This is a genomic window from Microbulbifer marinus, assembly GCF_900107725.1.
Classification (GTDB): domain Bacteria; phylum Pseudomonadota; class Gammaproteobacteria; order Pseudomonadales; family Cellvibrionaceae; genus Microbulbifer; species Microbulbifer marinus.
The window spans coordinates 914,850-940,988 of record NZ_FNQO01000002.1; the positions used below are offsets into that span (position 1 = coordinate 914,850).

General features: G+C 53.9%; 19 protein-coding genes. 12 read left to right on the plus strand and 7 right to left on the minus strand.

The window, feature by feature from the left end; translation table 11 throughout:
* The first annotated feature begins 104 nt into the window (after positions 1-104).
* The 8 genes from tssA to tssH all read left to right on the plus strand — a co-directional run bounded on the left by tssA (position 105) and on the right by tssH (position 11,160).
* The gene (gene tssA, locus BLW36_RS11915; protein ID WP_091388536.1) at positions 105-1,385 is read left to right on the plus strand and encodes a type VI secretion system protein TssA; all 1,281 of its coding nucleotides are present in this window, start codon (positions 105-107) and stop codon (positions 1,383-1,385) included.
* Between the two features lie 45 nt (positions 1,386-1,430).
* Positions 1,431-1,952: a type VI secretion system contractile sheath small subunit gene (tssB, locus tag BLW36_RS11920; protein ID WP_091388538.1), complete on the plus strand. Its 522-nt coding sequence runs from the start codon at positions 1,431-1,433 to the stop codon at positions 1,950-1,952.
* The gene (gene tssC, locus BLW36_RS11925) at positions 1,949-3,436 is read left to right on the plus strand and encodes a type VI secretion system contractile sheath large subunit (protein ID WP_091388541.1); all 1,488 of its coding nucleotides are present in this window, start codon (positions 1,949-1,951) and stop codon (positions 3,434-3,436) included. Before tssB ends, tssC (BLW36_RS11925) begins: the two co-directional genes overlap by 4 nt.
* A gap of 114 nt (positions 3,437-3,550) precedes the next feature.
* The gene (tssC, locus tag BLW36_RS11930) at positions 3,551-5,068 is read left to right on the plus strand and encodes a type VI secretion system contractile sheath large subunit (RefSeq protein WP_244506224.1); all 1,518 of its coding nucleotides are present in this window, start codon (positions 3,551-3,553) and stop codon (positions 5,066-5,068) included.
* 2 nt (positions 5,069-5,070) lie between these two features.
* The gene (gene tssE, locus BLW36_RS11935; RefSeq protein ID WP_091388546.1) at positions 5,071-5,544 is read left to right on the plus strand and encodes a type VI secretion system baseplate subunit TssE; all 474 of its coding nucleotides are present in this window, start codon (positions 5,071-5,073) and stop codon (positions 5,542-5,544) included.
* Entirely contained in the window at positions 5,544-7,373 is a 1,830-nt protein-coding gene (gene tssF / locus BLW36_RS11940) for a type VI secretion system baseplate subunit TssF (RefSeq protein ID WP_091388549.1), read from the plus strand. The genes tssE and tssF overlap by 1 nt, the downstream gene beginning before the upstream one ends.
* Entirely contained in the window at positions 7,337-8,467 is a 1,131-nt protein-coding gene (gene tssG / locus BLW36_RS11945; protein ID WP_091388551.1) for a type VI secretion system baseplate subunit TssG, read from the plus strand. The genes tssF and tssG overlap by 37 nt, the downstream gene beginning before the upstream one ends.
* Positions 8,468-8,496: 29 nt before the next feature.
* Positions 8,497-11,160, plus strand: coding sequence for a type VI secretion system ATPase TssH (gene tssH, locus BLW36_RS11950; RefSeq protein ID WP_091388553.1), 2,664 nt, complete (start codon positions 8,497-8,499; stop codon positions 11,158-11,160).
* Positions 11,161-11,456: 296 nt separating this feature from the next.
* Here tssH and BLW36_RS17185 read toward each other — a convergent pair whose 3' ends face one another.
* The 7 genes from BLW36_RS17185 to BLW36_RS11980 form a co-directional block, all read right to left on the minus strand.
* Positions 11,457-11,924, minus strand: a complete 468-nt coding sequence (locus tag BLW36_RS17185; RefSeq protein WP_139304881.1) for a DUF6795 domain-containing protein — start codon at positions 11,922-11,924, stop codon at positions 11,457-11,459.
* A gap of 254 nt (positions 11,925-12,178) precedes the next feature.
* Positions 12,179-13,348 carry a lipase family protein gene (locus tag BLW36_RS11955; RefSeq protein ID WP_091388555.1) on the minus strand — a complete coding sequence of 390 codons (1,170 nt, stop codon included), beginning with the start codon at positions 13,346-13,348 and terminating at the stop codon, positions 12,179-12,181.
* 26 nt (positions 13,349-13,374) lie between these two features.
* Positions 13,375-13,809 carry a DUF6795 domain-containing protein gene (locus BLW36_RS11960; protein ID WP_139304882.1) on the minus strand — a complete coding sequence of 145 codons (435 nt, stop codon included), beginning with the start codon at positions 13,807-13,809 and terminating at the stop codon, positions 13,375-13,377.
* A 185-nt stretch (positions 13,810-13,994) separates the two neighbouring features.
* Entirely contained in the window at positions 13,995-14,288 is a 294-nt protein-coding gene (locus tag BLW36_RS17540; RefSeq protein WP_091388559.1) for a PAAR domain-containing protein, read from the minus strand.
* Between the two features lie 2 nt (positions 14,289-14,290).
* Entirely contained in the window at positions 14,291-14,869 is a 579-nt protein-coding gene (locus tag BLW36_RS11970; protein ID WP_091388561.1) for a DUF6931 family protein, read from the minus strand.
* Positions 14,870-14,880: 11 nt separating this feature from the next.
* Complete coding sequence (locus BLW36_RS11975) at positions 14,881-16,761, minus strand: type VI secretion system Vgr family protein (RefSeq protein WP_244506225.1); 1,881 nt, start codon at positions 16,759-16,761, stop codon at positions 14,881-14,883.
* 196 nt (positions 16,762-16,957) lie between these two features.
* Positions 16,958-17,446 carry an Hcp family type VI secretion system effector gene (locus BLW36_RS11980; RefSeq protein ID WP_091388563.1) on the minus strand — a complete coding sequence of 163 codons (489 nt, stop codon included), beginning with the start codon at positions 17,444-17,446 and terminating at the stop codon, positions 16,958-16,960.
* 26 nt (positions 17,447-17,472) lie between these two features.
* On the opposite strand from BLW36_RS11980, the gene BLW36_RS17190 reads away from it, so the two are divergent.
* The 4 genes from BLW36_RS17190 to BLW36_RS11995 form a co-directional block, all read left to right on the plus strand.
* Positions 17,473-17,799, plus strand: a complete 327-nt coding sequence (locus BLW36_RS17190; RefSeq protein ID WP_139304883.1) for a hypothetical protein — start codon at positions 17,473-17,475, stop codon at positions 17,797-17,799.
* Between the two features lie 113 nt (positions 17,800-17,912).
* On the plus strand, positions 17,913-20,654 hold the full coding sequence (locus BLW36_RS11985; RefSeq protein ID WP_139304884.1) for a bifunctional serine/threonine-protein kinase/formylglycine-generating enzyme family protein: 2,742 nt from the start codon (positions 17,913-17,915) through the stop codon (positions 20,652-20,654).
* A 114-nt stretch (positions 20,655-20,768) separates the two neighbouring features.
* Positions 20,769-22,739, plus strand: a complete 1,971-nt coding sequence (locus BLW36_RS11990; RefSeq protein ID WP_091388567.1) for a ShlB/FhaC/HecB family hemolysin secretion/activation protein — start codon at positions 20,769-20,771, stop codon at positions 22,737-22,739.
* Positions 22,740-22,796: 57 nt separating this feature from the next.
* A partial coding sequence (locus BLW36_RS11995; protein WP_139304885.1) for a two-partner secretion domain-containing protein occupies positions 22,797-26,139 on the plus strand: 3,343 nt, incomplete at its 3' end.

The following is a 26,139-nucleotide window of genomic DNA, read 5'->3' on the forward strand; positions in this document are numbered from 1 at the left end:
AGCAGGAGAGTCTTGAAGAGCCAGAAAGGGGCTGAACGGCAGCGGAAGTAACAAACGCGCTCGAGAAGCGTATTAAAGGAACTAATAACACGAAAGGACACGGCATGGCATTTCCAAGCGTAATCGATATCGACGATTTGGTGGCGCCTATCTCCGATGGGCAGCCAACCGGCATTGATATTCGCGAAGACCGGTCGCCAACTTCCGACTACTACACGATCAAGGATGCCCGCAACAGTGCGCGGGCCGCCGAGCGTTCCGCACTGTTCGATGACAGTGATGCGGACCTGCTTGCACCGTGGCGGGACGTTGCGAAGTCGGCAGAGAAGATTCTCTCGAAGCAAAGCAAAGATCTGGAAGTTGCAGCCTGGTACACTGAGGCATTGATTCGTCTGCACGGATTTACCGGGTTGCGCGACGGCTTTGCGTTAATAGATAGGCTGGTGGCAGATCACTGGGAAGGGCTATACCCGGAGCCAGATGAAGACGGGCTCGAAACCAAGGTTGCGCCGCTGACCGGATTGAACGGTGATGGCGGCGATGGAACCCTGCTCCTTCCGATCCGCAGCGCCGACATCACACGAGAAGGTGACTACGGTGCTTTCTCTTTCTTCCAGCATCAGCAGGCACGCGACGCCGACCGCATCGCCGATGACGATGCCAAGGCGGCTCGTATCGAGACTCTGGGTTATAGCCTGGCAGACATAGAAAACTGTGTGCAAAGTGCCAGTAACGAGTGGGCGCTAGACCTGGTAGAAACGCTTGAAGAGACGATAGCTCACTACAAAAGTGTCAACGAAGCTTTGCGCTCAAGTTGCGGTCAGGATGCACCGCCATCGACGAATATCAACAGTCTGCTGGATGAAGTGCTGCGTACAACACGGTTTATCTACAAGTCCCAGTTGGACGCGCTGGCCGCAACTGCGACAGCACCGGCAGAACCCTCAAGCTCCTCCGAAGAAGCGCAACAGGCGGTGGCGAACCCCGGCGTCACCATTGCTGGTGGTCTTACTCTGCCCGCCGGCGCAGTTTCCTCCCGCGAGGCGGCACTGAAGCTACTTGAAGAAGCGGCGAAATACTTCCGCACCTATGAGCCGCATACGCCAATCGCGCCCGGTCTGGAACGATTGATTGGCTGGGGCCGCATGACGGTCTCTGAACTGATGACAGAATTGCTGCCGGATGACCAGTCTCGGGCAGTCTATTCCCAGCTTACCGGTGTCAAACTCGACGGATCGGACACCCAGCGCTATGTGGCGCCACCCGCCGTATCCACTGCGCCCGCGGCAACACCCGCTATGGGCGGAGCAACAGAACCTGAGGCTGCTTCCACTCAGACAGATTGGTCTGAAGAACCACAGGCAGAAGCCAGCGTCGGCTGGTAATCACTTAAATAGTTGCATTCCTAAATTGAGGAAAGGAGATCCAAGATGTCTGAGAGCATTCACAACAAACTAAAGCGCGTGCGTAAACCGCGCGTTCATATCACCTACGACGTAGAAACCAACGGTGCCGAAGTCAAAAAGGAACTGCCATTTGTCGCCGGTGTGATGGGCGACTACTCCGGTGATAACGCCGAAAATCGCAAGGCGCTAAAAGAGCGTAAGTTTGTGCAGATTGACCGTGATAATTTCAATGACGTCATGGCCAAGGTCAATCCGAAACTGAACCTGCAGGTCGAGAACACCCTCGCCGGTGACGGCAGCAAGATGGCGGTAGACCTGGACTTTAATCATATGGATGACTTCTCGCCGGAGCAGATCGTCGAGCAGGTAGAACCCCTGAAGCAGTTGCTGGAAGCACGCAGCAAGCTGCGTGATCTGCTCAGTAAGGCAGATCGCTCGGAAGAGCTGGAAAAGGTCCTTGAGGACATTCTAAAGAGCACCGAAAACGTCGGTGCTATCTCTGAACAGCTGGGTCTCGGCGAAGAACAAGGAGAGGATGCAGAATGAGCACCGAAGTCGAAAACGTAGCGGAAAGCGAAGCGGAAGAGCAGTCAGTCAGCCTGCTGGAGCAAGCCATTACAGCGACCAAGCAGACAGCGCCGGAAGAGGCCCAGGACCTGATAGCCAACCTGACCCAACAGGTACTGAAAGGGACCGTCACTTGGGACCGCAACCTGACTCAGACCATCAATAAGGCTGTTCAGGCGATCGATGCGGCCATGTCCAAGCAACTCGCGGCAATTCTGCATGAGGAAAAGTTGCAGAAGCTCGAGGGCTCCTGGCGCGGACTGCATCACATGGTCATGAACAGTGAAACCGGCGCGACACTGAAGATCCGCATGCTGAACCTGTCCAAACGGGAGCTGTTCCGGGATCTGGACAAGGCGGTGGAATTCGACCAGAGCCAGACATTCAAGAAAATCTATGAAGAGGAATTCGGTACTGCCGGTGGCGAGCCTTTCGGTTGCATGATCGGTGATTTTGAATTCACCAGTCACCCGGAAGATATTGAATTGCTGAGCAAGATGTCCAATGTAGCGGCGGCCGGTTTCTGTCCGTTCATCTCCGCTGCCGGCGCCGGTATGTTCGGATTCAATGACTTTACCGAGCTGTCGAAGCCGCGCGATCTTGGCGGTATTTTCGAGTCCGGTGAATACATCAAATGGCGCAGCTTCCGTGACAGCGACGACTCTCGCTTCGTCACCCTGGTAATGCCGCGAACGCTGGCCCGTACTCCCTACGGTGCCAACACCAAGCCGATCGAGTCATTCAATTTCGAGGAGTTCGAGGTGGATGCTTCGGGTGTATCGAAACCGGCAGAGCACGACCAGTACTGCTGGATGAATGCCGCCTACGTGATGGGCACCACCATGACTCGCGCATTCGCGGAAAACTCCTGGTGTACTGCTATTCGCGGCGCCGAGGGTGGCGGCAAAGTGGAAGGCTTGCCTACGCACCTGTTCAAGAGTGATGACGGTGATCTGGACCAGAAGTGCCCAACCGAGATCGGTATTACCGACCGTCGTGAGGCAGAACTCAGCGGCCAGGGCTTCCTGCCACTGTGCCATTACAAAAATACCGACTACTCGGTCTTTTTTGGCTCCCAGAGTACACAGAAGCCGAAGACCTTCGATAATCCAGATGCGACTGCCAACGCCGCCATTTCTGCTCGCCTGCCATACCTTATGGCCACGTCGCGTATCGCTCACTACCTGAAGGTGATGGCGCGTGACAAGGTTGGCTCCTTTATGGAGGCAGGAGATTGTGAGCGCTGGTTGAACAAGTGGATCACCCAGTACACCAACTCCAATCCGGATGCGAGCGCGGAAATGAAGGCCAAGTATCCGTTGGCTGAAGCACGTGTTGAAGTGAAGGAAATTCCAGGCCAGCCGGGTTGCTACAGCGCAGTAGCCTACCTGAAGCCGTGGCTGCAAATGGAAGAGCTGACAACTTCTATGCGTATGGTGGCAAATATTCCCACTGCCGGATAACGACCGTGGGTCCGCCGCTTGCGGCGGGCCCTTGCGCTTATCCCAATTTATATCCGACCTCTTAGGAGCGGCGGATTCACTCCGTAGCCAATCATTTCCGTGGGAGATCTCTCCGTGCCCGCAGCGTCACCAGAATTTCAGTCGCGCGACAGCGAGCGGTTGCTGTCTGCACAGCTGATGCATGACAGAAGTGGCACTTTGCAGAAATTCCTGCAAGAGCCCGATGAACTCTACGCGCTGGAGTACTGGCTGACCGATATCTTCCCGTGTCAGGAGCGCGAAAATTTCAGTGTGCGCCAGTGGTTGAGCAGAACGATCGCCGAAATTGACGAGGCGATCAGCGATCAAGTCAATGCAATTTTGCACCACCCGCGGCTCCAGCGCCTCGAGGCGAGCTGGCGCGGACTGTCGATGCTCATCGACAATGCACCGCACTCGGACAATATCAAGATCAAGGTGCTAGACGTCAGCTGGCGGGATCTGAGCAAGGATATTGAGCGAGCACCGGATTACGATCAGTCCGGCCTCTTTCACTTGCTGTACAACGAGGAATTCGGAACGCCCGGCGGTGAGCCTTTTGGACTGGTACTGGGAGACTACTATGTGGCCCACCGTCCGTTTGCGGAGCACCCCTACGATGATGTGTTCACATTACAGGGTATCGCGCACACCGCCGCTGCAGCGTTTGCGCCGTTTGTTTGTGCGGCGACGCCGCAATTGTTCGGCGTTGACCATTACGATGACCTGGCCAAGCCAATCGATTTTGGCGAAGTGTTCCGCCAGAAACAGTACATTCGCTGGAATGGCCTGCGCGACCTGGAAGACAGTCGCTTCATTGCCGTCACCCTGCCGCAGGTTCTGATGCGACAGCCATACAACACCGACTTCTCCCACTGTGGCGGACTGCGGTTTGCCGAGGACGTGGCCGCATCGCACAACCGTAATTATCTCTGGGGAAACGCCTGTTTTGCGCTCGGTGCGGTGTTGATACGCGAATTTGCCGATGTAGGCTGGTTCTCGCATATTCGGGGCGTGGCGCGAGACCACTTAGGTGGCGGCTTGATTTCACAGTTGCCCGTAGTTCCCTACAGTACGGACTCAACACCGCAAATGGTACGTATGTCGACGTCGATTCTGTTAACGGATTTTGTCGAACGGGATCTGAGCGATCTGGGATTTTCCTGCGTCAGTCATTGCTACGACACCCCGTACAGTGCCTTCAACAGCGTGCCGTCGCTGCAACGACCTAAGCAGTACACAACCAAGGCGGCAACTGCAAATGCGCGTATCAGCGCCATGTTACAGCAGATATTGTGCGCTTCCCGATTTGCGCACTACATCAAAGTCATGATTCGGGACAAAGTGGGTGTCTATATGAATGCCAAGGACTGCGAACGTCAGTTGCAGAAATGGCTGGACCAGTACACAACCGGGCGCGATGACCTCGCCTGGGAAATGCTTGCTCGTTACCCGCTGCGTGAAGCGCGAGTGCAGGTGGTCGATGAGCCGGGCAAAGTTGGCAGTTACCAGAGTGCCATTCACCTGAAGAGCCACTACACCGTCGATCACCTGGTATCTGAATTGAAGCTGACAACCTCGCTGGCTCAGATTGGCATCGGTACGGTGAGCTAATTATGACAAAAGAGAAGCGCCTACTGGCACCGGTTCTCGATCGGTTGCTGGAATCGTCCCGCAACATGGATCTGCACCAGCCTCACCAGGTTCTCAAGCAGTTGCGTGAGGGGGTGCGACGCGACCTGGAGTATCTCTTCAATACGCGCTACCGCTGTCTTTCTGCACCGGATAGCCATGCGTACCTGCAACAGTCAAACATCAATTTCGGGCTGCCAGATCTGTCGACCATCAACCTTTCCTCTCTGGACAGTCGCAGGCGCTTCTGTCGCGAAATCGAGAAGACCATCCTGCATTTTGAGCCCCGTATCAGATCGGTAAAAGTGACGACGCAGGAAAAAGTCGATGTGGAAGATCCTAGTATCCGTTTTCGAGTTGAGGCGGTCTTACACGTGAATCCAGCTGCAGAGGTCATAGTATTCGACTCGACACTTAACCCGGTAACCCAGACGGTCGATGTGGCGGAGATTATGTGATGAGTGAAAAGCTGATAGATCTCTATGAGCGCGAGTTGGCATTCGTGCAGCAGACCGCCTCCGAGTTTGCACGGATGCACCCTGCCGCGGCTTCGCGTTTGCAACTGGATGCCGATACCGTTGACGACCCCCTCGTAGGTCGCTTGCTGTCGGGATTCGCCTATATGAACGCGAGAGTGCAGCAGAAACTGAGCGATGATTTTCCCGAGCTCACGGACGCCATGCTGGAAACCCTGTATCCGCATTACTTGCGTCCGATTCCCTCTTGCGCCATCGTGCAGTTCGAGCCAGAGCCGGACCTGGATGCGATTACGCGGGTGGAAGCCGGAACGCTGCTGGAAAGCGACAGTTTCCAGGGGCAGACCTGCAGGTTTACCAGCCGCTACCCAACGGATATCTGCCCTTTTGAGGTGGCCAGTGCGAGTTTGATGCCGCGCCCGTTTATCGCTCCGGGATGCAACGATATACAAGGGGCAAATGCGGTACTCAAACTTTCGCTGAAGACACTGAGCCCGGATCTGAGCTTTGCTGAACTTCAGCCGGAGCAACTGCGATTTTACCTGCGCGGCCAGCCCAGCCACATTTACGCGCTCTACGATCTGCTGCTGAGCAAATGTGTCAAACTCGTGGTCGCCAATGGAGAAGCCGATCCAAAGCCGACTTATCTGGACACTGAAGAGATACAGCAGGTGGGGCTAGAGCCGGACCAAGGGTTGCTACCTTATCCGGATACGGCCTTTACTGGTTATCGCCTGCTGACCGAGTATTTCGCTTTTCCGGAAAAATTCCATTTCATTGATATCCTTCATCTGCAGGACACTCTGAACGATACCTACGGCGAAACACTGAATCTGTACTTTTATCTGTCAGAGAGTCACGAGGAGCTGGAAAAGCAGATTACTCCGAATATGTTTGCACTGGGCTGCACGCCTGTAGTCAATCTGTTTCGACAGACCGCAGACCCGATTCCGCTAAACCACACGCAATACAGCTACCATGTGGTACCCGACGCCCGGCGCAGCGATGGCCTGGAGATCTATTCGATCGATGAGGTGTTCGCGACCGATGGCAGTGGTGAATCCACCGCATTCCGCCCTTTCTACGGTATTCAGCACAGCCAGCATCAGGCGCGTCAGTCCGCTTTCTGGTACGGCAGGCGCCGGGATATTGTCGAGGGCGAACACCGTAATGAACAGGCGTCCGAGGTGGATATCACCCTGGTGGATCTGGATTTCAATCCTCACCGTATCAGTGATCAGACCCTCGATGTGAAGCTCACCTGCTGCAATCGCAACCTGCCGAAGAAACTTCCTACGGGTAACGCGCAACCATATCTCGAAGTGGTCGATGGCGATGCGCCTGCGAGTAGGATCAGCTGCGTGATAGCGCCGACCGCCACATTGCGGCCGCCACGACGGGAACGTGGCTACTGGCGACTGATCTCTCATCTGAACCTCAATCATCTGTCCCTGTCGGGAAGCGGCGGCTGCGACGCGTTAAAGGAAATCCTGCGCCTCTATGATTTTCGCGACTCGGCGAGCACCAGAAACCTGATTGAGTCGTTGCTAACTCTGGATGCACGGCCGATTACGGCACCCATCCAGATAGATAACAGCGTGGTCCTGTGTCGCGGCACAGAAGTGAAAATTGAGCTCGATTCCATGATGTTATCGGGTACCAGTCCACTGTTGTTCGCCAGTGTTATAGAGCGCTTTCTCGGGCTCTACTGTTCGTTGAACTCATTTACCCGTTTGATCGCCACTATGAGCGGCAGAGATGGAGAGCTAAAGCGATGGCCACCACGCGCCGGCGACAAAGCTTTACTGTAATCGAGCGCTTGCGGCGCGAGCCCTACCGCTTCGACTTCTTCCAGGCGGTGCGGTTGCTCGAGCGGGCGACCATGATGTCGGGAAAAAGCGATGCGCGGGAACCCATTGCCGGATCAGCACCGCCTTCTCGCGAGCTGGTTCGCTTTAGTGCGCAATCGAGCCTGTCGTTTGTCGGCGCCGATGTATTGCGTCTGGAGCAGAGAGACAGCGCCGATACCGAGCGTAGCGACGAGGAGCTACTGCAGTGGCATATGGATGTCGGCTTTACCGGCCTGATCGGTAGCCAGGGTGTCATGCCCTATTACCTGACCGAAGTGGTCCTGCGCGAATTGCGGGAAAAGAATACCGCTCTGCGAGACTTTCTCGATATTTTCCACCACCGGCATGTATCGCTGTTCTATCAGGCCTGGCATAAATATCAGTTGCCGGTGAACTACGAGCGGCAACGGCTACGCCAGGAGCGTGAGCCCGACGTGTTCAGTCATGCCCTCGCAGCACTGTGTGGTCTTGGCACCAGCGAGATGCGGTACCGCATGCCGGTACCAGATGAAGCAATGCTCGGCATGGCTGGCCATCTGAGCAGGCAACAGTGTTCGGCCGCCGCTCTTGCCAGCATGATCCGCCAGTACTTCGGCCTGAATGTGAGCATCGAGCAGTTCCAGGGACAGTGGGATGACCTCCCCGAGGATGTGCTGTGTCGGCTTCCCGGACCCGGTTATCCGCAGGGTGTGAATAATTGTCTCGGCCAGAATACCGTACTCGGAACCCAGTGCTTCCAGGCCCAGAACAAATTCCGCGTGATCGTGGAGCCGCTCGAATACGAACAGTTCATGACGATTGCACCGGGCAGCGATAAGCTAGAAGCACTCAAGTCATTTATCCAGTTCAGTGCCGGTATAGAAATGGACTTTGAGATATGTGTAACGCTATTTACCGGGCAGGTAGTGCCGGTGCAGTTGGTCGATGAACCGGACAGCCAACCGCTGTTGGGCTGGAATACCCACATGGCGAATGAGCAGGAACACGATCGATGTGTGCAGATCACGCTGAGCGCCGATCGGGTTTCGCCAGATGAAGCCTTGCCTGCTGCCTGAACCGAAAAATCAAAAAGGGAATTTTGACAATGATCACCATAGACCTCAAACGGCTCGTTGATACCATGACTCCGCATATGCGGGACTCCCTTGAGGGTGCTGCGGGGCTATGTCTTGCGCAGACTCAGTACAACGTCGAGCTGGAACACTGGTTGCTGAAATTACTCGACCAGTCCGATACGGATCTCTATCACTTGCTCGAGAAGCACGATGTCAACCCATCTAACTTCGCCAAACAGCTGGCGGGAAGCATTGCCAAGTTCAAGTCCGGTAGCAGTCGTCCGGCTGCACTTTCCCCGACCATCGTCGAGGGCGCCAAAAACGCCTGGATGCTCGCCTCCATCGATTACGGGCATCGGGCGATCAGCTCTGGTCACTTGCTGGCTGCATTACTGCTTGACGAGACTTCCCGCCGGCAGCTTTTGGAGAGCTGTCCGGAGCTCAAGACAATAGCCCCGGAATCGATTCGTGAAACCGCCCGGGCGATGTTTGGTCACAGTGGGGAGTCCAGTCATGTGGCGGCAGCCATCGCCGATGGCGATGGGGCGTCTGCAGTCGCGGCGGCTGCCAGCAAGGCGCCGGCGCTGGACAAATACACGGTGAACCTGACTGAACGCGCGCGAAACGGTGAGATAGACCCCGTACTCGGCCGCGATGAAGAGATTCGCCAGTGCATCGATATTCTGACCCGACGCCGACAAAACAACCCGATCTTGACCGGTGAAGCCGGCGTGGGAAAAACCGCGGTTGTCGAGGGCTTTGCCCTGCGCGTCGTCAGTGGTGACGTGCCGGAACCCCTCAGAGGAGTGGCAGTACGTACCCTGGATCTGGGCCTGCTGCAGGCCGGCGCCAGCGTCAAAGGGGAGTTCGAGAATCGCCTCAAGTCGGTCATCGAAGAGGTGCGGGCGTCTGCGACACCGATCATCCTGTTTATCGACGAGGCGCATACGATGATCGGCGCAGGTGGCAAGGAAGGCCAGGGTGACGCAGCAAACCTCCTCAAACCGGCACTGGCGCGCGGAGAATTGCGCACCATAGCCGCAACGACCTGGGCGGAATATAAGAAGTATTTCGAGCGTGATCCAGCGCTGACACGACGCTTCCAGGTGGTCAAAGTGGAGGAGCCGGGCGAGGAAAAAGCCATCGACATGATGCGCGGCATTGCCACATCACTGGAAGACCATCACCGTGTGCGTATTCTTGATGAGGCGGTGGTGGCATCCGTAAAGCTTTCACACCGCTTTATTCCCGGGCGCCAACTTCCGGACAAATCCGTGAGCCTGCTCGATACCGCCTGCGCGCGTGTCGCCCTCGCCCAGTCTGCAACCCCCGGCGCCATCGAGGATGCACAGCGAACCATTACCCGGGCGAAGGGCACTATAGACAAACTCCGACGCGAGAACGCCGCGACCGGTGTGCACGAAGAGCAAATAGCCGCTCTGGCTGCACAGCAGGAAGAAGCCGAAAAACGCCTGAGGACTCTGGAAAATCAGCGCAAGCAGGAGATGGAGCTCATTGAGCAGATTCACAAGCTGCGCAATCAGATTGATGAATTGTTCCAGGGCCAGCTGACCGGCGGCCAAGAGCCCGATGACGCTATCATGGCCGACCTGAAGCAGCAGCTCCAGTCGCTCCACAACCAGCTAGATGAAGTGCAGGGCGAAACTCCGCTGATGCAGCCGGCTGTGGACGAGCAGGCCATTGCTGAAGTAATAGCCAACTGGACGGGTATTCCCGTCGGCAAGATGGTCAGCGACGAGATCATCGCCGTACAGAGTCTCGCAGACCGGCTGAACCGGCGCGTGATCGGCCAGCCCCATGCCACCGAGGCCATTGCCCAGGCGATCCGAACTTCGCGGGCGGGGCTGACGGACCCGAGAAAGCCGGTGGGCGTATTCATGTTCTGCGGTACTAGCGGTGTCGGCAAAACGGAAACCGCGCTTGCGCTGGCTGATGAACTGTTTGGCGGTGAACAGAACATCACCACGATCAATATGTCGGAGTTCAAAGAGGAGCACAAAGTATCGATGCTGCTGGGTTCACCGCCCGGATATGTCGGCTATGGTGAGGGCGGTGTCCTCACTGAAGCGGCGCGGCGCAAACCCTACTCGGTGATACTGCTCGATGAAATGGAGAAAGCGCACCCGGGGGTGCAGGATATCTTCTACAACCTGTTCGACAAAGGTACGATCAAAGACGGCGAAGGTCGTGATATCGACTTCAAGAACACCGTCATCATCATGACGTCCAATGCCGGGGAAGATGCGATCACGGCTATTTTCAACCAGGTAGAGGAGAGACCGGAACCGGAAGTCCTGCTGGACAATATCCGCCCGCATCTGCTGCAAAAGTTCAAACCTGCGTTTCTGGGACGTGCGAATGTTATCGCCTACTACCCGTTGGATGATGAGAATCTGATCGAGATCTCCAAGATCAATATGCGCCGTATCGAGAAGCGGGTCAAAGAGCACTATGGGGCAGTCTTCAGTTACGACGATGATGTATTGATCAATATCGTTGCGCGTTGTCAGGAGTCGGATACCGGAGCGCGTAACATCGAGGTGATACTAAATCGCACGCTACTGCCGTCATTGGCTAGTGAATGTCTAGATCGAATGGCCAAGGGCGAAAAAATAACTAAAATTCGAGTAGCAGCGACAGATGGGGGAGATTTCACATACCAGATAAGCTAGTCAGTTTTGCTAAGGTTTAGGAAGGTTGTCGATCTCGGTTTTAACTAAAAGGCCCGCTCCAAGAGCGGGCCTTTTAGATTTTTCGCTATAGATCTGTTGGTCAATTTGGCGGGAGAAAATACTTATCGTTAGCCTGCAAGCCGCTCATGGCGTACACCAACTGCAAAAACTATGGCAGTATCATTTGTTAAATTTATGACTAACAGAATGCTTTATCAAGATAGATATTGTCGCCAAGACCGGCGCTAAACTTCGGAGCGAAAATATATACGTTATTTTGGAGATATTAGCTGTCGCTACCATTGGCAGGAGGTTTTTAAGATGGAATTGAAAGCCCTTTCAGTTCTGGGCTTGTCGGAGATTTCGCATATTAATTTGAATGGTTGTCCGCCAAGCTCCGAGTTTTCTCCAGGGTCGCGCTTGGCATAAGTCCATATTTTGTAGTCATTTCCCTGATATTCGACCATGATAACCTGAGAAGAAATAAACTCAACAGGTAAGACTTGCGTTATAGAGCTGCTGTACATAGCAGGTAGTTTTGCAAAACCTTTTTCATCGGCAGTGAATATATCTGTTATTTCTTTCTTCCAGTTAACGGAACGCGTAATTTTTGCTCCAACCGCAGGCGCTCCATAAAGGGTCAGTTTTAGTTGCATTTCTGAAAATATACAGGCTTTTAGAGGGCTTCTTAAGCTCATCGCGCTACCTGGTGGAGAAATTAGTATAAAAATCGCAGCCAGTATTGATAGTATTTTATTGGCCATTTGATATCTAGAAAATAGTTGCTTTACTGATCTTACAATTTGCAAGTCAAAAATAGGCCTTCGGATAGCACTGCTTGTCCACATATGAAAACTGTCTGGCACTCAATGCAATACTTCTACTATTCTTCGCAGCGCCGTCCTTTCTCGCCGGGAGTTTTCGTTGTATTAATATGGCCGTCCTAACCACGATAATTGGATTAGACGGCCCAGGACAGGTGTAGGTGCTGAAAACGATAGCAGAGGCTACGTTAGCGCTAAATGGCTCTTCCGTCAGCCAGGGTGCGGCTCAGGGCTTGCTTACTAATTTCATTGACTCTTGCGGATAGCTTCAATAACAGTTGGCGCATAAATTCACGTGTGATATCTGCGGTTTCGATAAGTTTTCGCATGCCGAGGAATTGTGCAATTTTCTGCATCAGGAGCAATACCCATCCAGAAACTTTCTCTGATAATTCAATTCCTTTCCTTAAAATGTAAGCGAGTCGATCCATTAATGTGAAATACGTCGAAGCCGTAAGATCTATCAATCTTCCCGCAAATTCAAAACACTTCTTAAGTACGTAGATGATCGCATCATTCAGCCATTCGATGCTGGAAATGGTAGGTCCAATAATCGACTTCGATTTTAGCCATGTCTCAATTCCGGAATCCGTACGCTTAGGGGGCCGCATAGCGTAAATTTGGCTCCATGATTTTTTGCCAACTGAATCGTTGTAATGGCGCATATCATGATACTTACTCCAGGGTACCAGGCCGGGGGAGGGCAAGAAGTATTCTCTCCCGGAGCTTGGAGTATGCATAAATGGCCAGATCGGTATGCAAGGAACTATATCAGTCCTATGGTAGACTCGAAAAATATTCTCTTCCTTTAACAGGCTGGTGCAATTTTCTGAAAAGCCGATCAGGCCAACCCTAGGACTGCCATAAGTATAAAGTCTTGGTTTGTGTATGGTGTTTTTGGAAACCCATTCAGCCGCAATTGTTGCTAGTGCTCCGCCTAGACTGTGCCCCAGGCAATGTATCTCTGTCCCAGAGGGCAGGGCGCTGACAAAAGTCTGGATTTGTGGGAGCATTGAATGAAAGGCCTTGTTAAAGCCATCGTGAACCGCCTGTCCCGATGCGGATCTAGAGAGTGAGATATTCAGGTTGGTCAGCCAGTCAGCAAGATACTGGGTGCCGCGAAATAGAATAAATGCGTAATTTTTGTACTCTCCTTTCCCCACCAGCAGAAATCCAAATGCTGTCCTGACCTTGATCACCCCTGGCCCACCAGTCTTACCTTTAAGTAGATTCTCCTCGTAGAAGGAAATTTTGCCGTTATATGAGCTATTTAAATATGTGATTGCGGCATCTATAGTGCTCAGTTTCGACAGGTTATACACGTCTTCTGAGAGGCTAACCGATTGTAGTGGTGTTAACTCCATGTCATGAACTTCCTTTTTTGGATCTCCTAAAAACCCTTATCTACTGAGTCGGGAACGACATCCCATTGGCACTTTGTTATGAAAGGTTGATTGTCGACCTCTATAACCTGGTTTTCACTACCGACATCACAGGTGATCGCTATAGGCTTTCCGCGCGCTTCCGAATTCTCTTCTTTACTGCGCTTTACACCATCCCAGATGGTTATCTCTTCACCATCAACGGTAACCTTTAAAATCTGCCCAACTACAAACTCCTGTGGAAGCAGACTCATAACATTTCGCTCAAACATTGCGGGTAACTCGAAGAAGCCATCGCTATCGGTCTTTGTCTGGTCAGATTTTTCCTTCTGATAAGAAGTGGTTCTCGTTATCGTAACATCCTGTAAAGGTTTTCCATCTCGCAAGATAACTCCAGAAATACTTGAGAAAGTGCATACCTTGCCTGCATTGAAAATAGACATTGCGAATGTCTCCATACTTGAAAATATAAGAGCTACTAAAATTGCCCTTATAAACAACTTTGTTAGTAAATTGAGTCCATGTGGTGACACAGCGAATCCCGTGTCTTGCGGGATCGGGAAATGGGAGGGAAGCAGCAGCCTTTGCTCGAAGTGTTTGGTGCAAGAATAGCGCGTACTTCTCACAGTTATCCTCCTATCAGTACCGCAGGGCAACCTGCTACGATGGTGCCTCCATGGGCGGTGGTATCTCCCATGCGTGCCGCGGGTTTTCCCTCAATCAGTACTGTAGTACTTCCCATCACGATGCTGTCAGGAGGCCCCACACAGGTACAGGAACTACCAGCGGTGGCAGAAGGCAGGCCGCCAATCATAACAGTGGGTCCGCCGGGGCTTAGAATTGGCCCTCCAACGTGCGGTACCATGCCTGTTACCATCGGGCAGACATGCATGTCCGAGATTCGCGATGCGGGTTTACCCATGCTTATTCCTCGATTCTTCCATTACCGCCGCGGGCTAGGTCCAGTCCCTGTTTCAAATAACGGCTGAACTGCTTACTCGGGTTGACCGGATCCGAGAGTACCGCGGCGAGCGTCACACTGCCGGCTACCGCGTGGGCGTACAGGTGTTCCGGTGGTTCAATGACCGGTTCGCCCGGACGTGCCATACTGCCGTGACACCAGCTTGCGGCAGTCGCGGCCCAGCTGGCCGGTGTCTTGTGTTTGGTTTTTTCTCCCAATTCTTTGCAGCGCATGCGGGCTTCTTCACTGGGCTTCTTCACCCAGCTTTCGGCGGCAATCAGGGCGTTTACGTTGTCTTCGTCTGTTTGTGGATTCTGTATGTCGCGCGCCGAAAGACACGCCCACCAGACGGCTTCGCGTTTCGGCAGGCCGTGAGCCAGCAGTTTAATTGCGTCCGGATAGAGGCCTGCTTCCATCAGCCTGTCGATACTGACTTCGGGAGCTGTGTCCGGCACTAGGTGTTCCTCGGCCTCTTCACTGACTTCAAAGTTTTTCAGTAACTCCGCAGCAGTCAGTACCTGAACTTTAACCAGATCTGTCATTGATTACTCCGTCAATTGATCATGGTGATGCCGCCCTTGAGGGTCAGCATACCACCGGCTTTCACCTCGCTCTTGGCATCCCCGCTGACAGAGACTGTCACTCCCTTGATGGTGATACCAGTTGGACTCAGCTTGATGCTGCTGCCCCCCACCTTTAGTTCAATGGAAGCCTTTGAGCTGATCTTTATCGCCCCATTCGCGTCTGTCGTCTGGCTGCCTTTACTCACTGTAAGTGAGTGGTTGCCGGAGCCCAACGTAATTTTTTGGTCACCCTTCTTGACATCTATCGTCTGGTTGCCCTTGGCGATTGTCACGGTTTCATTGCCGTCGGTGATTGTTATGCTGCGGTCCTCTTTGATTTCCAGGGTCTGCTTGTTCTCGATCTTGCCGGTTTGATCGTTATGGATGACGAAATTGTGGTCTCTTCCCGCCTCCATGTAGATTTCTTCCTTACCGCCCTTATCATCGAAGCGCAGTTCATTGAACTTACTGCCTTCATATTCGGTCTTCCACCCACTCTGGGTGGCGGTGTAGTTTGGGCCTGGGTTGTCACCGTTATACACGGCACCAGTGATAAGTGGGCGGTCTGGGTCACCATTGATGTAGGTCACGACTACTTCCTGACCTACGCGAGGCACAAAGTTAGCACCCCAGTTTTTACCGGCAAAAGACTGCATCACACGAATCCAACAGCTGTTCTGTGCCGAATTCCACGGAAATTTGACCTTGAGCTGGGTATAGGGGTCTTTAGAGCTGTCCGCGGCCGTGGCCTTGACCTCGATAACACGGGCCACTTGCGGGGAGTGAATCTTCTTCAGGTGAGCCCTATGGTCAGGCCGCGGCATGACCGCAGCTGGCACGCAACTAAAGGTATTGTGAAAGTGTGACTCGCTACTATTGCTGTCTGTTACGGTGGTCTGTACAGAAGTTAGTAGGTATTTACCTTTCTCCGTATTTAGTGTGTGATCGAAGTCGAAGCGGCCTCCGGCAGTGAATGCAGGGCAGTCACTGCGCCCATAGCCGATATCGAACAGAGCTTCCTGGGACTCCATGGCACGGTCCGCCAGCGCCCTGTGATAGCTGTCTTTGAATTTACGTTTGTGGTCTCCGTCCACCTCAAAGTGATTCAGCCCATAGTAACTGCGGACATAGCTCGATACGTCATTCAATTTACTGGTGGTCTTGACTTCCTGCTTGTTATCTTTGGATACAGCGAACTCGCTGTAGTCCTTAAATTCAAAACCGCCACCATGGTAATTGAAGTTACGTTTCCAGCTGCTCACGGTATGCTTTGTCGGTTGGCTGCCGCCACCATCGTATTCCACCTTGGTGGACTCGCAGTCATGAAAATCCTGCGGGTCATCGCAAAGTACCAGCTCGTGTTTGCCATCTTCATGCCTGAAGTAATAGGCGATTCCCTCTTCGGCCATCAAGCGGTTGATGAAATCGAAATCACTCTCATCGAACTGTACACAGTACTCGCGCGGAATATATTCGGCTTTGAGCTTTAAAGAGAGCTTTATGACTTTGCTGTACTCCCCGAGTAACTCTTCAAGTATTTGTTTAGCGGATTTTTTTTCAAAGACACGGTTCTTTCCACCGAGAGAGGTAAACCAGAGTCCGGGATGGACAATTGCGGTATAACTGCGCATACCTTCTGCATTGACATCATGCATAGAGAAGTGGGTGACATATCCGTTGATATGGCGTGGCTTCTTTGAGTGATGGACGGTTACCGTTAGCACTTTTCCAACAATCTCTTTTTGGGTTATTTCGTGATTGTCAGACAATAATTCAAGCTGGTATCGAAAGGGCTTGGAGATGTGCTCCTCACCATGTATGGATGTGGCTATTATCGCGTCCTTGCCGAGCGGGCTATCGATCTGAATCATGCGTTTATCTTGATTAAGAGTAGCCATACCCAGCCCCAAATCCCTGTAGGTGCTCAAAGTGAGCGAATTTTGCACAAAAAGGTTGTGGTTTCTTAGCGAAGTGCTCGTGCGAGCGCTTTGCTAAAAAACCGATGGACTGCGGCCCGTGGTCAGTGAGCGCGGGCCGAGCCGTTCGACAGACTTGAACAGTCGTGCTTTACAAAACGGTAGCGGTAGCCAGGTCGTAACCCACACGCATGTTCTTCGGATTCTTATTGGTCTTATCAGCATCTGCCAGGTCGGCTTCGATTTTGGAGAAGCTCAGAGAAATAGACTCCATCGGCGCACCACCGGCGGATGCGCTGATGCTGTAAGAGGAAATGATGACATCCGACAGTTTATAGGTCGCATACTTCTCAACCGCATTGGCACCGGTCTGAACGATATTGAATTCAACTTCGACGCCTTCATCACCAGATACGGAGGCTTTAAACAGGCCGCCAGAGGATGCGTCGATGCGCTTGGTAACAGTGATTTCACTGATGCTGGGGCGAGTAGCTTCGCGGTTAGCCATAGCGCCGGCTTCCATGCTGATGCCGCGACCAACACCGAAATTGAAGCTGTCCACTTCAATCCAGTCTTCGTAACCTTTCGCGGTTACATTACCTTTCGGAGCGTTTTTATTGAAGTTCATGTAGATAGCCATGGTAATCCCTCATTTATAAATGGACTGTGGCGTGGGTGGTTCATCCTTTACCACCGCAGATTGCAGTAGCTCAGGTCATGCCATTAAGGCAATCGCTGGCATTTAAGCAAAGTGAATTTAGAAAAAAAACCATCAATTTCAGTTATTTAATTGACTCTGGCACGATTTTATTGCGTGATTTATTTTGTGAAATTCCTTTGCGTAGGAAGTTTGCCTGCTTCACTCTGGCACCATTTTTCTGTACGGCTAAATCTGTTGGAAATATCGGATCGATTACCCTTTGTCTGTTTGCGCGCAGTGTAATTGGTACGATTGACTCTGGAACCAATTATTTTTCAAAAATATTTTATTAGGTGAGATCAGGGGGCTGAAGCTGAATAGGAGGAGTATCGGTAGAACGTTTATCCGCGCTTACCATTATTTGCCTTGCGCCTTTTTCGTTCTTGTAATGCTTTGAAATCAATTCTTGGCTCTGAGCCAGCGATGTTTAATTGTTGAGACTGAATGCCTAAGTTATACTGCGCGCCTTCGCTTTCGCCAAATATCGATTGGGCTGAAAGCCTGCTTCAAAAAGCGGTTGCGGCAATGGAATATGCCGAAGAAATCTTCCAGGGAGGTGGATTTGAACGACAAGACTCGTGTAGTCAGGCCGACTGGCGAGCAGCAGGGCGTGGATGACGATGGCGATACCACGGTTTTTGTTGCTCGCGATAAGACCGGTGCGAATGACCACCCCCCGATCAGTTCCAATCCCGGTTTAATCCCCACCGCAGCAGCAGAATTTACCGCGGACGCTACTGTCTATCGACCTAGTCCCAAGGGTCCCGGCACCTTCGCAGAAGGGGAGGAGTTGGCGCCGGTACGGAAAGCCGTACAAATTGAAACTCCGACGCCAAGTTCTGGTTCAGTAACAAAAACAGTCATTAAGGGACGCTTCGAACTCGATAAACTGCTCGGTGTTGGTGGTATGGGGGCCGTGTACAAGGCGCTCGACCGTCGCAAGCTGGAGGCGAGTGACAGCGAACCCTACGTAGCGATCAAATTGCTGAACGATGACTTTCGTCAGCACCCCGATGCGTTCATTTCGCTGCAGCGCGAGGCACGTAAATCACAGACGCTGGCCCACCCGAACATCGTAACGGTTTACGATTTTGATCGGGAGGGTGAGCGCGTCTTTATGACAATGGAGTACCTGGAGGGTGCTCCACTGGACAAGCTGTTGCGTGATCACGCTGATGTCGGGCTGGAATTTGATAGGGCCTGTTCCGTACTGCACGACATCTCCCAGGCGCTGCTCTATGCCCATTCCCACCACATAGTGCACTCGGACTTTAAACCCGGGAATATCTTCGTGACCAACAAGAAGGGCGCGAAGGTATTCGATTTCGGCATTGCCCGCGCGGTTTCGGAAGGCGGTATTTCGAATTCTGTCGGTGAGCAGACCATCTTTGATGCCGGCACCCTCGGCGCCCTTACCCCGGCCTATGCAAGTCTTGAGATGTTGCAGGGCGAAGAACCTGCACCGAGTGATGACGTGTTCGCGCTCGGTTGTGTTGCCTACGAGCTGTTCTGCGGCCGCCACCCTTACGGCAAAGTTCCCGCTGACAAGGCCCTGGAGCAAAAGGTTAAGCCAAAGCGGATTCGCTCGCTGAGCCGCCGCCAGTGGCGGGCACTAGAATCCGCACTTGCACTGAAACGCGAAGATCGTACCGCGACTGTCGAAAAATTTATACAGAGGTTTTTTGGCAACAACACTTGGAAGTGGGTCCTAGGCAGCGCTTTTGCCATCCTGCTGGTGGGAGCCGTTTGGGGTTATACCCACCTTGAACAAGAGAACGTGGCCGAGCAGCAGCGGGTGAAGGCGGAGCTCGAGGAGAAGCTGGCTAAGGAATTGCTGGAACGGCGCATCGTAGATAAGCGCGAGGCTATCGATCGCCTGATTGGCTTGAGTATTCTGACTCCGTCGTGGGAGGAAGACCTCGAAGTCGAATTGGCGGAATACGGGGATCTCAATCCATCGGACGAAGCCTATCTGGATACATCGCGGCGACGGGTTTCCGAGCTGTTCGTGGCCGCTGCTACCGGCCAGTTGAATCTTGGCAACCTCGACCAGGCTGACACAATGTTGGGGCGGGCTGCCAGCTGGTACGGGGAGTCGGATCAGGCAGAACAAATCAAGTCTCAGCTGGCTGGCGAGCGCACCGAATTGAGAGCCCGTCTGGAAGAGGAGCGGTTGGCGGCAGAGCGCGAGGCAGAGCGACTGCGCCAGCAGGAATTACGTGAGGAGCGCCGGCTCGCAGCGTTGAAGAAGCAGCGGGAAATCGACGCAGTTCTGGGCAATATGGAGCAGTCACTGCGCTGTAGTTTTGGCATGGATATCAGCGGCGGCGTGGCGAGAGAGCTTAATCAGCTCGCTGCACTGGATACTGTCAAGGCTGCGAAAGTTCGACCGGTATTGGCGACCGAATTGAGTGGCTGTTTAAGAAAACTGGCGAGCGAAAACCCGCTGCGCACCGAGCCTCTGTTGGCCGACGCCCGGGCAGTATTGCCGAACCAGCAGGTTCTGCAGAACTTCAAACTGGATTTCTGCGAACACCTTCGCCCCGGTAGTGGCGGCCGCGGGGACCGTTATACCTGTGCAGACCGCCTAGCCGACGGCAGCGAAGCGCCCACGATGGTGGTGGTCAAAGGCGGTGCGCGGAAACCACTGGTGGTCGGCAAGTACGAGATCAGCAATGGTGATTTCAGAAGGTATTGCCTTGCAACCGGGAAGTGTGAGGGCCTGAACCTGGGGGCTGATGAATTTCCGGTGCAAAACATCAATATTGCCTTGGCTGATTCCTATATTGACTGGCTTGGCGCCCAGACCGGTTATAGGTATCGATTGCCGACTGAGCGGGAATGGTTTGCGGCCGCGAGTGCCGGCGGCCAGCCGGAGGTCGCCGATCGCAATTGCCACTTGAAATATGGCGGCATCGAGAAGGGCGTCGAACTGGTGGCAGTGACGGCTGGTACTGGTAACAGTTTCGGGCTGGTCAACCCGGTTGGTAACGTGCAGGAATGGGTGCGCGGCACTGACGGGCAGCTGATGGCCGCCGGCGGCAGTCGGGAAGATCCGATGAGTCGTTGCCTTGCCACCACCAAGCGCTTCCACGATGGCAATGCCGATGCGGTGACCGGCTTCCGCATCGTGCGGGATCTCAACTGAAGAACAAGGAATGACCGGCACTCCAGCTGCTGGCCATATTGCCGTGCCTGCCTGAATAAAAATAACAGGTATCGGCTTCACAAGGATAATTACAAGGATTTGTAAGGGGTGGATATGCTCGCGCGCTATAAAGCTCAAATGGCAGCCCTCGGTACCGGGCTGCTCCTCCTGCCGGCGACCGGCTACACACAGGAGAGTGAATCCAGTTTTCGCAGCCGGGTTCGGCAAGCCTTCGATCAGAATGTGCCGACCATCAGCGAGCCGGATGTCTCCCAGGAGTTTCTGCAGCGCACGCTAGAAGCGCGGGATCCGAACCTGAATGCTGATATTCCGGAGATATCCCAGCGTGATGAGGGCCCGCGAATCACTGTCAAAAAGCTCCGGTTTCATCGGCTCGAAGCATATCCTGAATACGGTATCGATCGCGAAACGGTCGAGCAGCTGGCCGAGGACCTGCGGGTCAAATTTATGCAAGAGGACAAGATCCTCGCCAGCGGCTACACCAAAGAGAACCTTGAGGAGCTGGCCACGCTGCTGGACAGCATGAATGCGCGCTTCAACCCCGAGGAGCTGGGCCCGGCCCAGCTGCGGCAGCTCGTCAATGTCATTGAAAAACAGAATGCGCAACGGGGGCTGACCTACGGCGATCTGGAAGAAATAGCCGCGGAATTGACTAGTTTCTACCGCCGGCAGGGCCTGTTCCTCGCCCAGGTACAGATCCCGGCACAAGAGGTCGAGAACGGCATAGTAACCCTGACAGTACAGGAAGGTCTGCTGGGGCAGGTCGTCGCAGAGAACAACCAGAGATATTCCCTTGAGCAGCTAGCGGCTCCGTTCGAAGACCAGCGTGGCAAACTGGTCAGCCACGAAAATGTGGAGGAAGGCCTCTATCTGCTTAATGACCTGCCGAGCCTGAATATCACCGGCTATTTCAGTGCCGGTGACAATGCGGGTGAAACCAAGCTGAACCTGAAGGTGCGTGATGAACGTTCGTGGAGGGCGGTCACGCGTCTGGACAACCACGGCTCCACCTTTACCGGTGATCAACGTGCATTCACGTCCGTTGACTGGCTGAATCCGCTGGGTATCGGTGACGCCCTGACTATCGGCTATTTGAAGTCCACCAATGCGGGGAGTGACAGCTCGGATTTCGGTTCCGACTTGGGGCAATTCCGCTACAGCCTGCCGCTGTTCGGTCCTCGCACGCGCCTGCAGTTCTCCGCAGACTACAACGAGTTTTCCCTGCGGGATGTCGATGATGAGAACAACGTGATCAACCTGCTGGATATTCAGGGGGTGAACGAGAGTTACGCAGTCAGTGTCGATCACAAGTTCCGCCGCTCGCGGGATTTCAATCTGACCGGCTCGTTCAGTATTACCGACAAGGAGTCCGAACTGGATGCGATCATCGTGCTGCCGGATTCGGGCGACCACGTTTACGGCGGCGAGTTTGGACTGTATATGGACAGCCTGCTTAACGGCGCCGTGCCGATGCTCAACATCCTCAATGCGAAAGTCCAATACGGCGAGCATCAGAACCTGGTCGATCCGCTCCGCGGGGACGATTTCACCAAGTTCGCTGCCGATAGCAGTTCACTTATTTTTGTGCCGATGCCCTTCACCGATGCGAAGTCGCGCCTGATCCTGAAGAGCCGCTGGCAATACAGCGATAGTAACCTGCCCGCTTTCGAACAGTTTTCCCTCGGCGGCGCCAGCGCTGTGCGGGCCTTTGATGTGCGGGATTTCTCCGCCGACCAGGCGGGGCTGTTATCCGCTGAGTGGTATGTCGATTTTCCGCAAATTCTTAACCCCAGCCTTTTTGGTTACCGCCTGAACGATATTCTGCAGGTGGCGGTGATCGCCGATGCAGGTTACGGCGTGGTAAACAACTACGAAGAAGACCTGAGCAACGACTGGAGCGCATTTTCCGGTGCTGGAATGCTGTTCAAGTTCAGCTGGCAGGAAGCCTTCGCCAGCCAAATCTCTGTTGCCTGGCCAACGATGTCTAAATCCTCCATCGAAGGTACTGGTGATGATGCGGATGATCCCGCGATCTACGCCGACTTCTCCTTCTTCTTTCACTGATTTAATCGCAAATATCGACCGCTGCAATAGAGCAGGAAGCTCTCCAAAGGTATCGGCATGCAAGTTAAAAAAATTTCCTACGGCCTGAAAAAACTGACATCTGCCATCAAGGCATCCCACCTCGCTTATGCTGGCCTATTAGTTGGGCAGGTTGTCAGTCAAAGCGCTCAGGCGGCGCCCGAGGGCGGTGTCGTTGTCGGTGGTGACGGTTCGATCACTGCCCAGGACTTGACCACGATTATCGACCAGAAGACGGATCTCCTGGCGATTGACTGGGACTCCTTCAACCTGACCGAAGAGGAACTGGTGAGGTTCCTGCAGCCGGACTCCTCATCGATAGTCCTGAACCGGATTCTGGATCAGAACCCGAGCACCATTCGCGGAGCCATCGAATCCAATGGCCATGTCATCCTCGCGAATCCGCGCGGTGTATTGTTTACCGAAACCGCAACCGTCAACGTGGGGGCCATCACCGCAGCCGGACTTGACATGGATTCGTCCGAATTTATGAGCGGCAACTTCTCCTTCCAGGGTGAAAACGGTAGTGCCGGCGTGGTGGTCAACCGCGGTGTAATCAACGCTTCCAGCGCGGTGCTGGTCGGCAAACAGGTCACCAATGCAGCCAGCGGCCTGATCAGTGCCGAGATTGTCAGCCTCGCCGCCGCCGACGAAGCGGTACTGACCTTCGATGCTGACGGAATGATCGGGGTCAAGATCACCAAAGAGGTGATGGAAAACCAGTTGGGTGTCGACAGTGCTGTGCTGAATGAGGGCGCGATCGACGGTGCACAGGTTTTGATGGAGGCGAAGGTATCCGGGGACCTCTTTAGCTCGGCCGTCAACAATAAAGGCACTGTTCGCGCACGCGGCATCGATACCAGTGGTGGAAAAATCCGGCTGTTCGGAGGTGGCGCTGAAGTTGTCAACAGCGGCGCGTTGGACGCATCCGGTACCTACGGTGGAGAAGTTGAAATAGAGGGTGATAGCGTAGAGCACCGTGGCGTTGTCAGCGTACGCGGCGACGCCGGCGCGGGCGGTAGCGTTCGGGTTTTGGGCGATGAGGTCGTCGTCAGCGGCGCTATCGATGCCCGAGGCATCGGTGGCGGTGGTGAGATATTGGTTGGTGGTGACTACCAGGGTAAAAATGCAGAGATACGCAACGCGAACAAAACGACCGTCGCCGCAGACGCTGTAATCGACGCCAGCGGTATCGGCAACGGCGATGGGGGTAAAGTCATTGTCTGGGCTGATGGTGGTACCCACTTTGCCGGCGTCGTGCGTGCAGAGTCGGGCGAACTGGGAGGTGACGGCGGTTTTGTCGAGACTTCCGGTAAGGTGAATTTGTACCTTGGCGAAGACAGCATGTTTGTGTCCACCCTTAGCCACGGCCGTGGCGAAACCGGTGAGTGGCTGCTGGACCCGGGCTGGCTGGATATTGCGGATAGCTGTTCCACAAACTGTATCTCCACGGCCGCACTCGAAGGCGCTCTCAGTTCGAACAATGTCACTATCACCGTAACGGACGCCGATACGGCATCGGGACTTGCAGTTGTAGATGACGGTGACCCTGCCACCGACTACGCCGACGGCATTCGCGTATCCGACAACTTGGATTGGAATACAACAAATGCACTCACACTGGATTCGTTTAGCGATGTGGAGATCGGCAACGGTGTAGTGATTACAGCTTCCGATGCCGACCTCGTGGTGATTGCGGGAGGTAGCTTTACCAGTGAAGGCAGTGTCTCTGTCAATAGCTTCTCGTTAAATGTCGGCGGCAACGGTGCGGACAGCACCAATTCCCTGGGAAGTGTGACTGCGACAAGTGGCACTGTTACCGGCGGCACGGGCCTCGATGTCTTCACGCTTAGCTCTGCTGATGATTCGGTGGTCGTCGACGGCGACCTGCAGTTTACCCTAGGCGCGAATATTGTTTTTAGCGCCGTAGAGATGCTGGATACAGGTAGTGGCACAGACATTGTTACCGGCGCCGATGGGGCCGGTTGGGCCTTGAAAGGAGCGGGTCAGGCCGAGAGTAGCGGCATTACTTTCATCGGCGCAGATGAACTGTTCGCAGCCAGTGCGGGCTTAACGGGAACAGCGGGCGATGACAGCTTCGTGCTGACCGCGATTGGCGACGTTGTGGTAGACGGGCTGACTTTTAAAAACCTATCCGATGTAAATGGATCAACTGGTAACGATACGGTCGATGCCAGCAACTTTGTGGCCGGCCTGACTCTAACGGGTACAAATAAAGAGATAAGTGCCGACACGTTGTTGTTCAGCGATATTGAGAATGGGGTGGCTTCGTTACTTACCGGTAGCAGCGGTGCCGATTTGTTCAGCATTGTCGCGGATAATACAGTTGATATCGCGGGTATCAGAGTTTCTGGCCTAAACACTGTCAATGCGGATTTGGGTAGCGATGACGTCATAGCATCGGGGCCCGTTACGTTGACGGGTAACAGCGGTGAAGCCAGTACCGCGGCGATCGATTTCAGTGGTATCGATACCGTAACAGCTGGAAGTCTCATCGGTTCTGATAATAACGATACGTTTGTTATTACTGGCCCTAATGCTGTAACAGCTTACGATATCGCATTCAGCGGTATCAGTAGCATTGATACAAAGCTTGGTAGTGACAGTGTCACCGGCGCCAGTGGCATCGACTGGGTGCTGACTGCTGGTATTGACGAGGCGGAAAATAGTGGTATCACCTTTACCGGCGTAGAAACCCTGATTGCAGACCTTGCCGGCCTCATTGGCTCGGCAAGTGATGAGAATTACACACTAGAAGACAACGGTGATGTGGTCGTCAGCTCGTTAACCTTCCAATCACTCACCGCTGTTGATGCGGGAGGCGGCAGCGATACGATTTCTCTAGCCTCCAATACCAACGCCACCCTGAACGGTACTGACGGCGAGGCGAGCATTCGCGGGCTCGACTTCAGCAATATCGAGTCAGTCACCAGTGCCACCCTCGTGGGCTCGGATGCCGGCGATCGCTACCTGGTCACCGGTGCTGACAGCATCGTAGCCAACGCTATTGCTTTCGCCGGTATCAGCAGTGTCACCGCCGGCAGCGGCGACGATACGGCGACCGGTCTCAATGGTGAGGATTGGTCACTCAATGGCAGTGGTGGAGCCGTCAACAACGGCATCACTTTTGCCAACGTCGAAACATTTGTTGCCGATGCCGCAGGCCTGGTGGGCACCGCCAGCGACGAGAGTTACACGCTGGAAAACGACGGTGATGTGGTTGTCGGTGGTCTCATCTTCCGGTCACTCACCGGTGTTGATGCTGCCGGGGGCAGCGATACGATTGCTCTGATCTCCCTTGCCGACGCCACCCTGAACGGTACCGACGGCGAGGCGAGCATTCGTGGGCTCGACTTCAGCA

Coding starts and splice junctions, on each gene's coding strand:
- tssA (WP_091388536.1), top strand. CDS start 105: ATGGCATTTCCAAGCGTAATCGATATCGACGATTTGGTGGCGCCTATC.
- tssC (WP_091388541.1), top strand. CDS start 1,949: ATGAGCACCGAAGTCGAAAACGTAGCGGAAAGCGAAGCGGAAGAGCAG.
- BLW36_RS17540 (WP_091388559.1), bottom strand. CDS start 14,288: ATGGGTAAACCCGCATCGCGAATCTCGGACATGCATGTCTGCCCGATG.
- BLW36_RS11990 (WP_091388567.1), top strand. CDS start 20,769: ATGCTCGCGCGCTATAAAGCTCAAATGGCAGCCCTCGGTACCGGGCTG.
- tssG (WP_091388551.1), top strand. CDS start 7,337: ATGGCCACCACGCGCCGGCGACAAAGCTTTACTGTAATCGAGCGCTTG.
- BLW36_RS11970 (WP_091388561.1), bottom strand. CDS start 14,869: ATGACAGATCTGGTTAAAGTTCAGGTACTGACTGCTGCGGAGTTACTG.
- tssH (WP_091388553.1), top strand. CDS start 8,497: ATGATCACCATAGACCTCAAACGGCTCGTTGATACCATGACTCCGCAT.
- BLW36_RS11975 (WP_244506225.1), bottom strand. CDS start 16,761: ATGATTCAGATCGATAGCCCGCTCGGCAAGGACGCGATAATAGCCACA.
- tssB (WP_091388538.1), top strand. CDS start 1,431: ATGTCTGAGAGCATTCACAACAAACTAAAGCGCGTGCGTAAACCGCGC.
- BLW36_RS11960 (WP_139304882.1), bottom strand. CDS start 13,809: ATGTCTATTTTCAATGCAGGCAAGGTATGCACTTTCTCAAGTATTTCT.
- tssF (WP_091388549.1), top strand. CDS start 5,544: ATGAGTGAAAAGCTGATAGATCTCTATGAGCGCGAGTTGGCATTCGTG.
- BLW36_RS11980 (WP_091388563.1), bottom strand. CDS start 17,446: ATGGCTATCTACATGAACTTCAATAAAAACGCTCCGAAAGGTAATGTA.
- tssE (WP_091388546.1), top strand. CDS start 5,071: ATGACAAAAGAGAAGCGCCTACTGGCACCGGTTCTCGATCGGTTGCTG.
- BLW36_RS11955 (WP_091388555.1), bottom strand. CDS start 13,348: ATGGAGTTAACACCACTACAATCGGTTAGCCTCTCAGAAGACGTGTAT.
- BLW36_RS17185 (WP_139304881.1), bottom strand. CDS start 11,924: ATGGCCAATAAAATACTATCAATACTGGCTGCGATTTTTATACTAATT.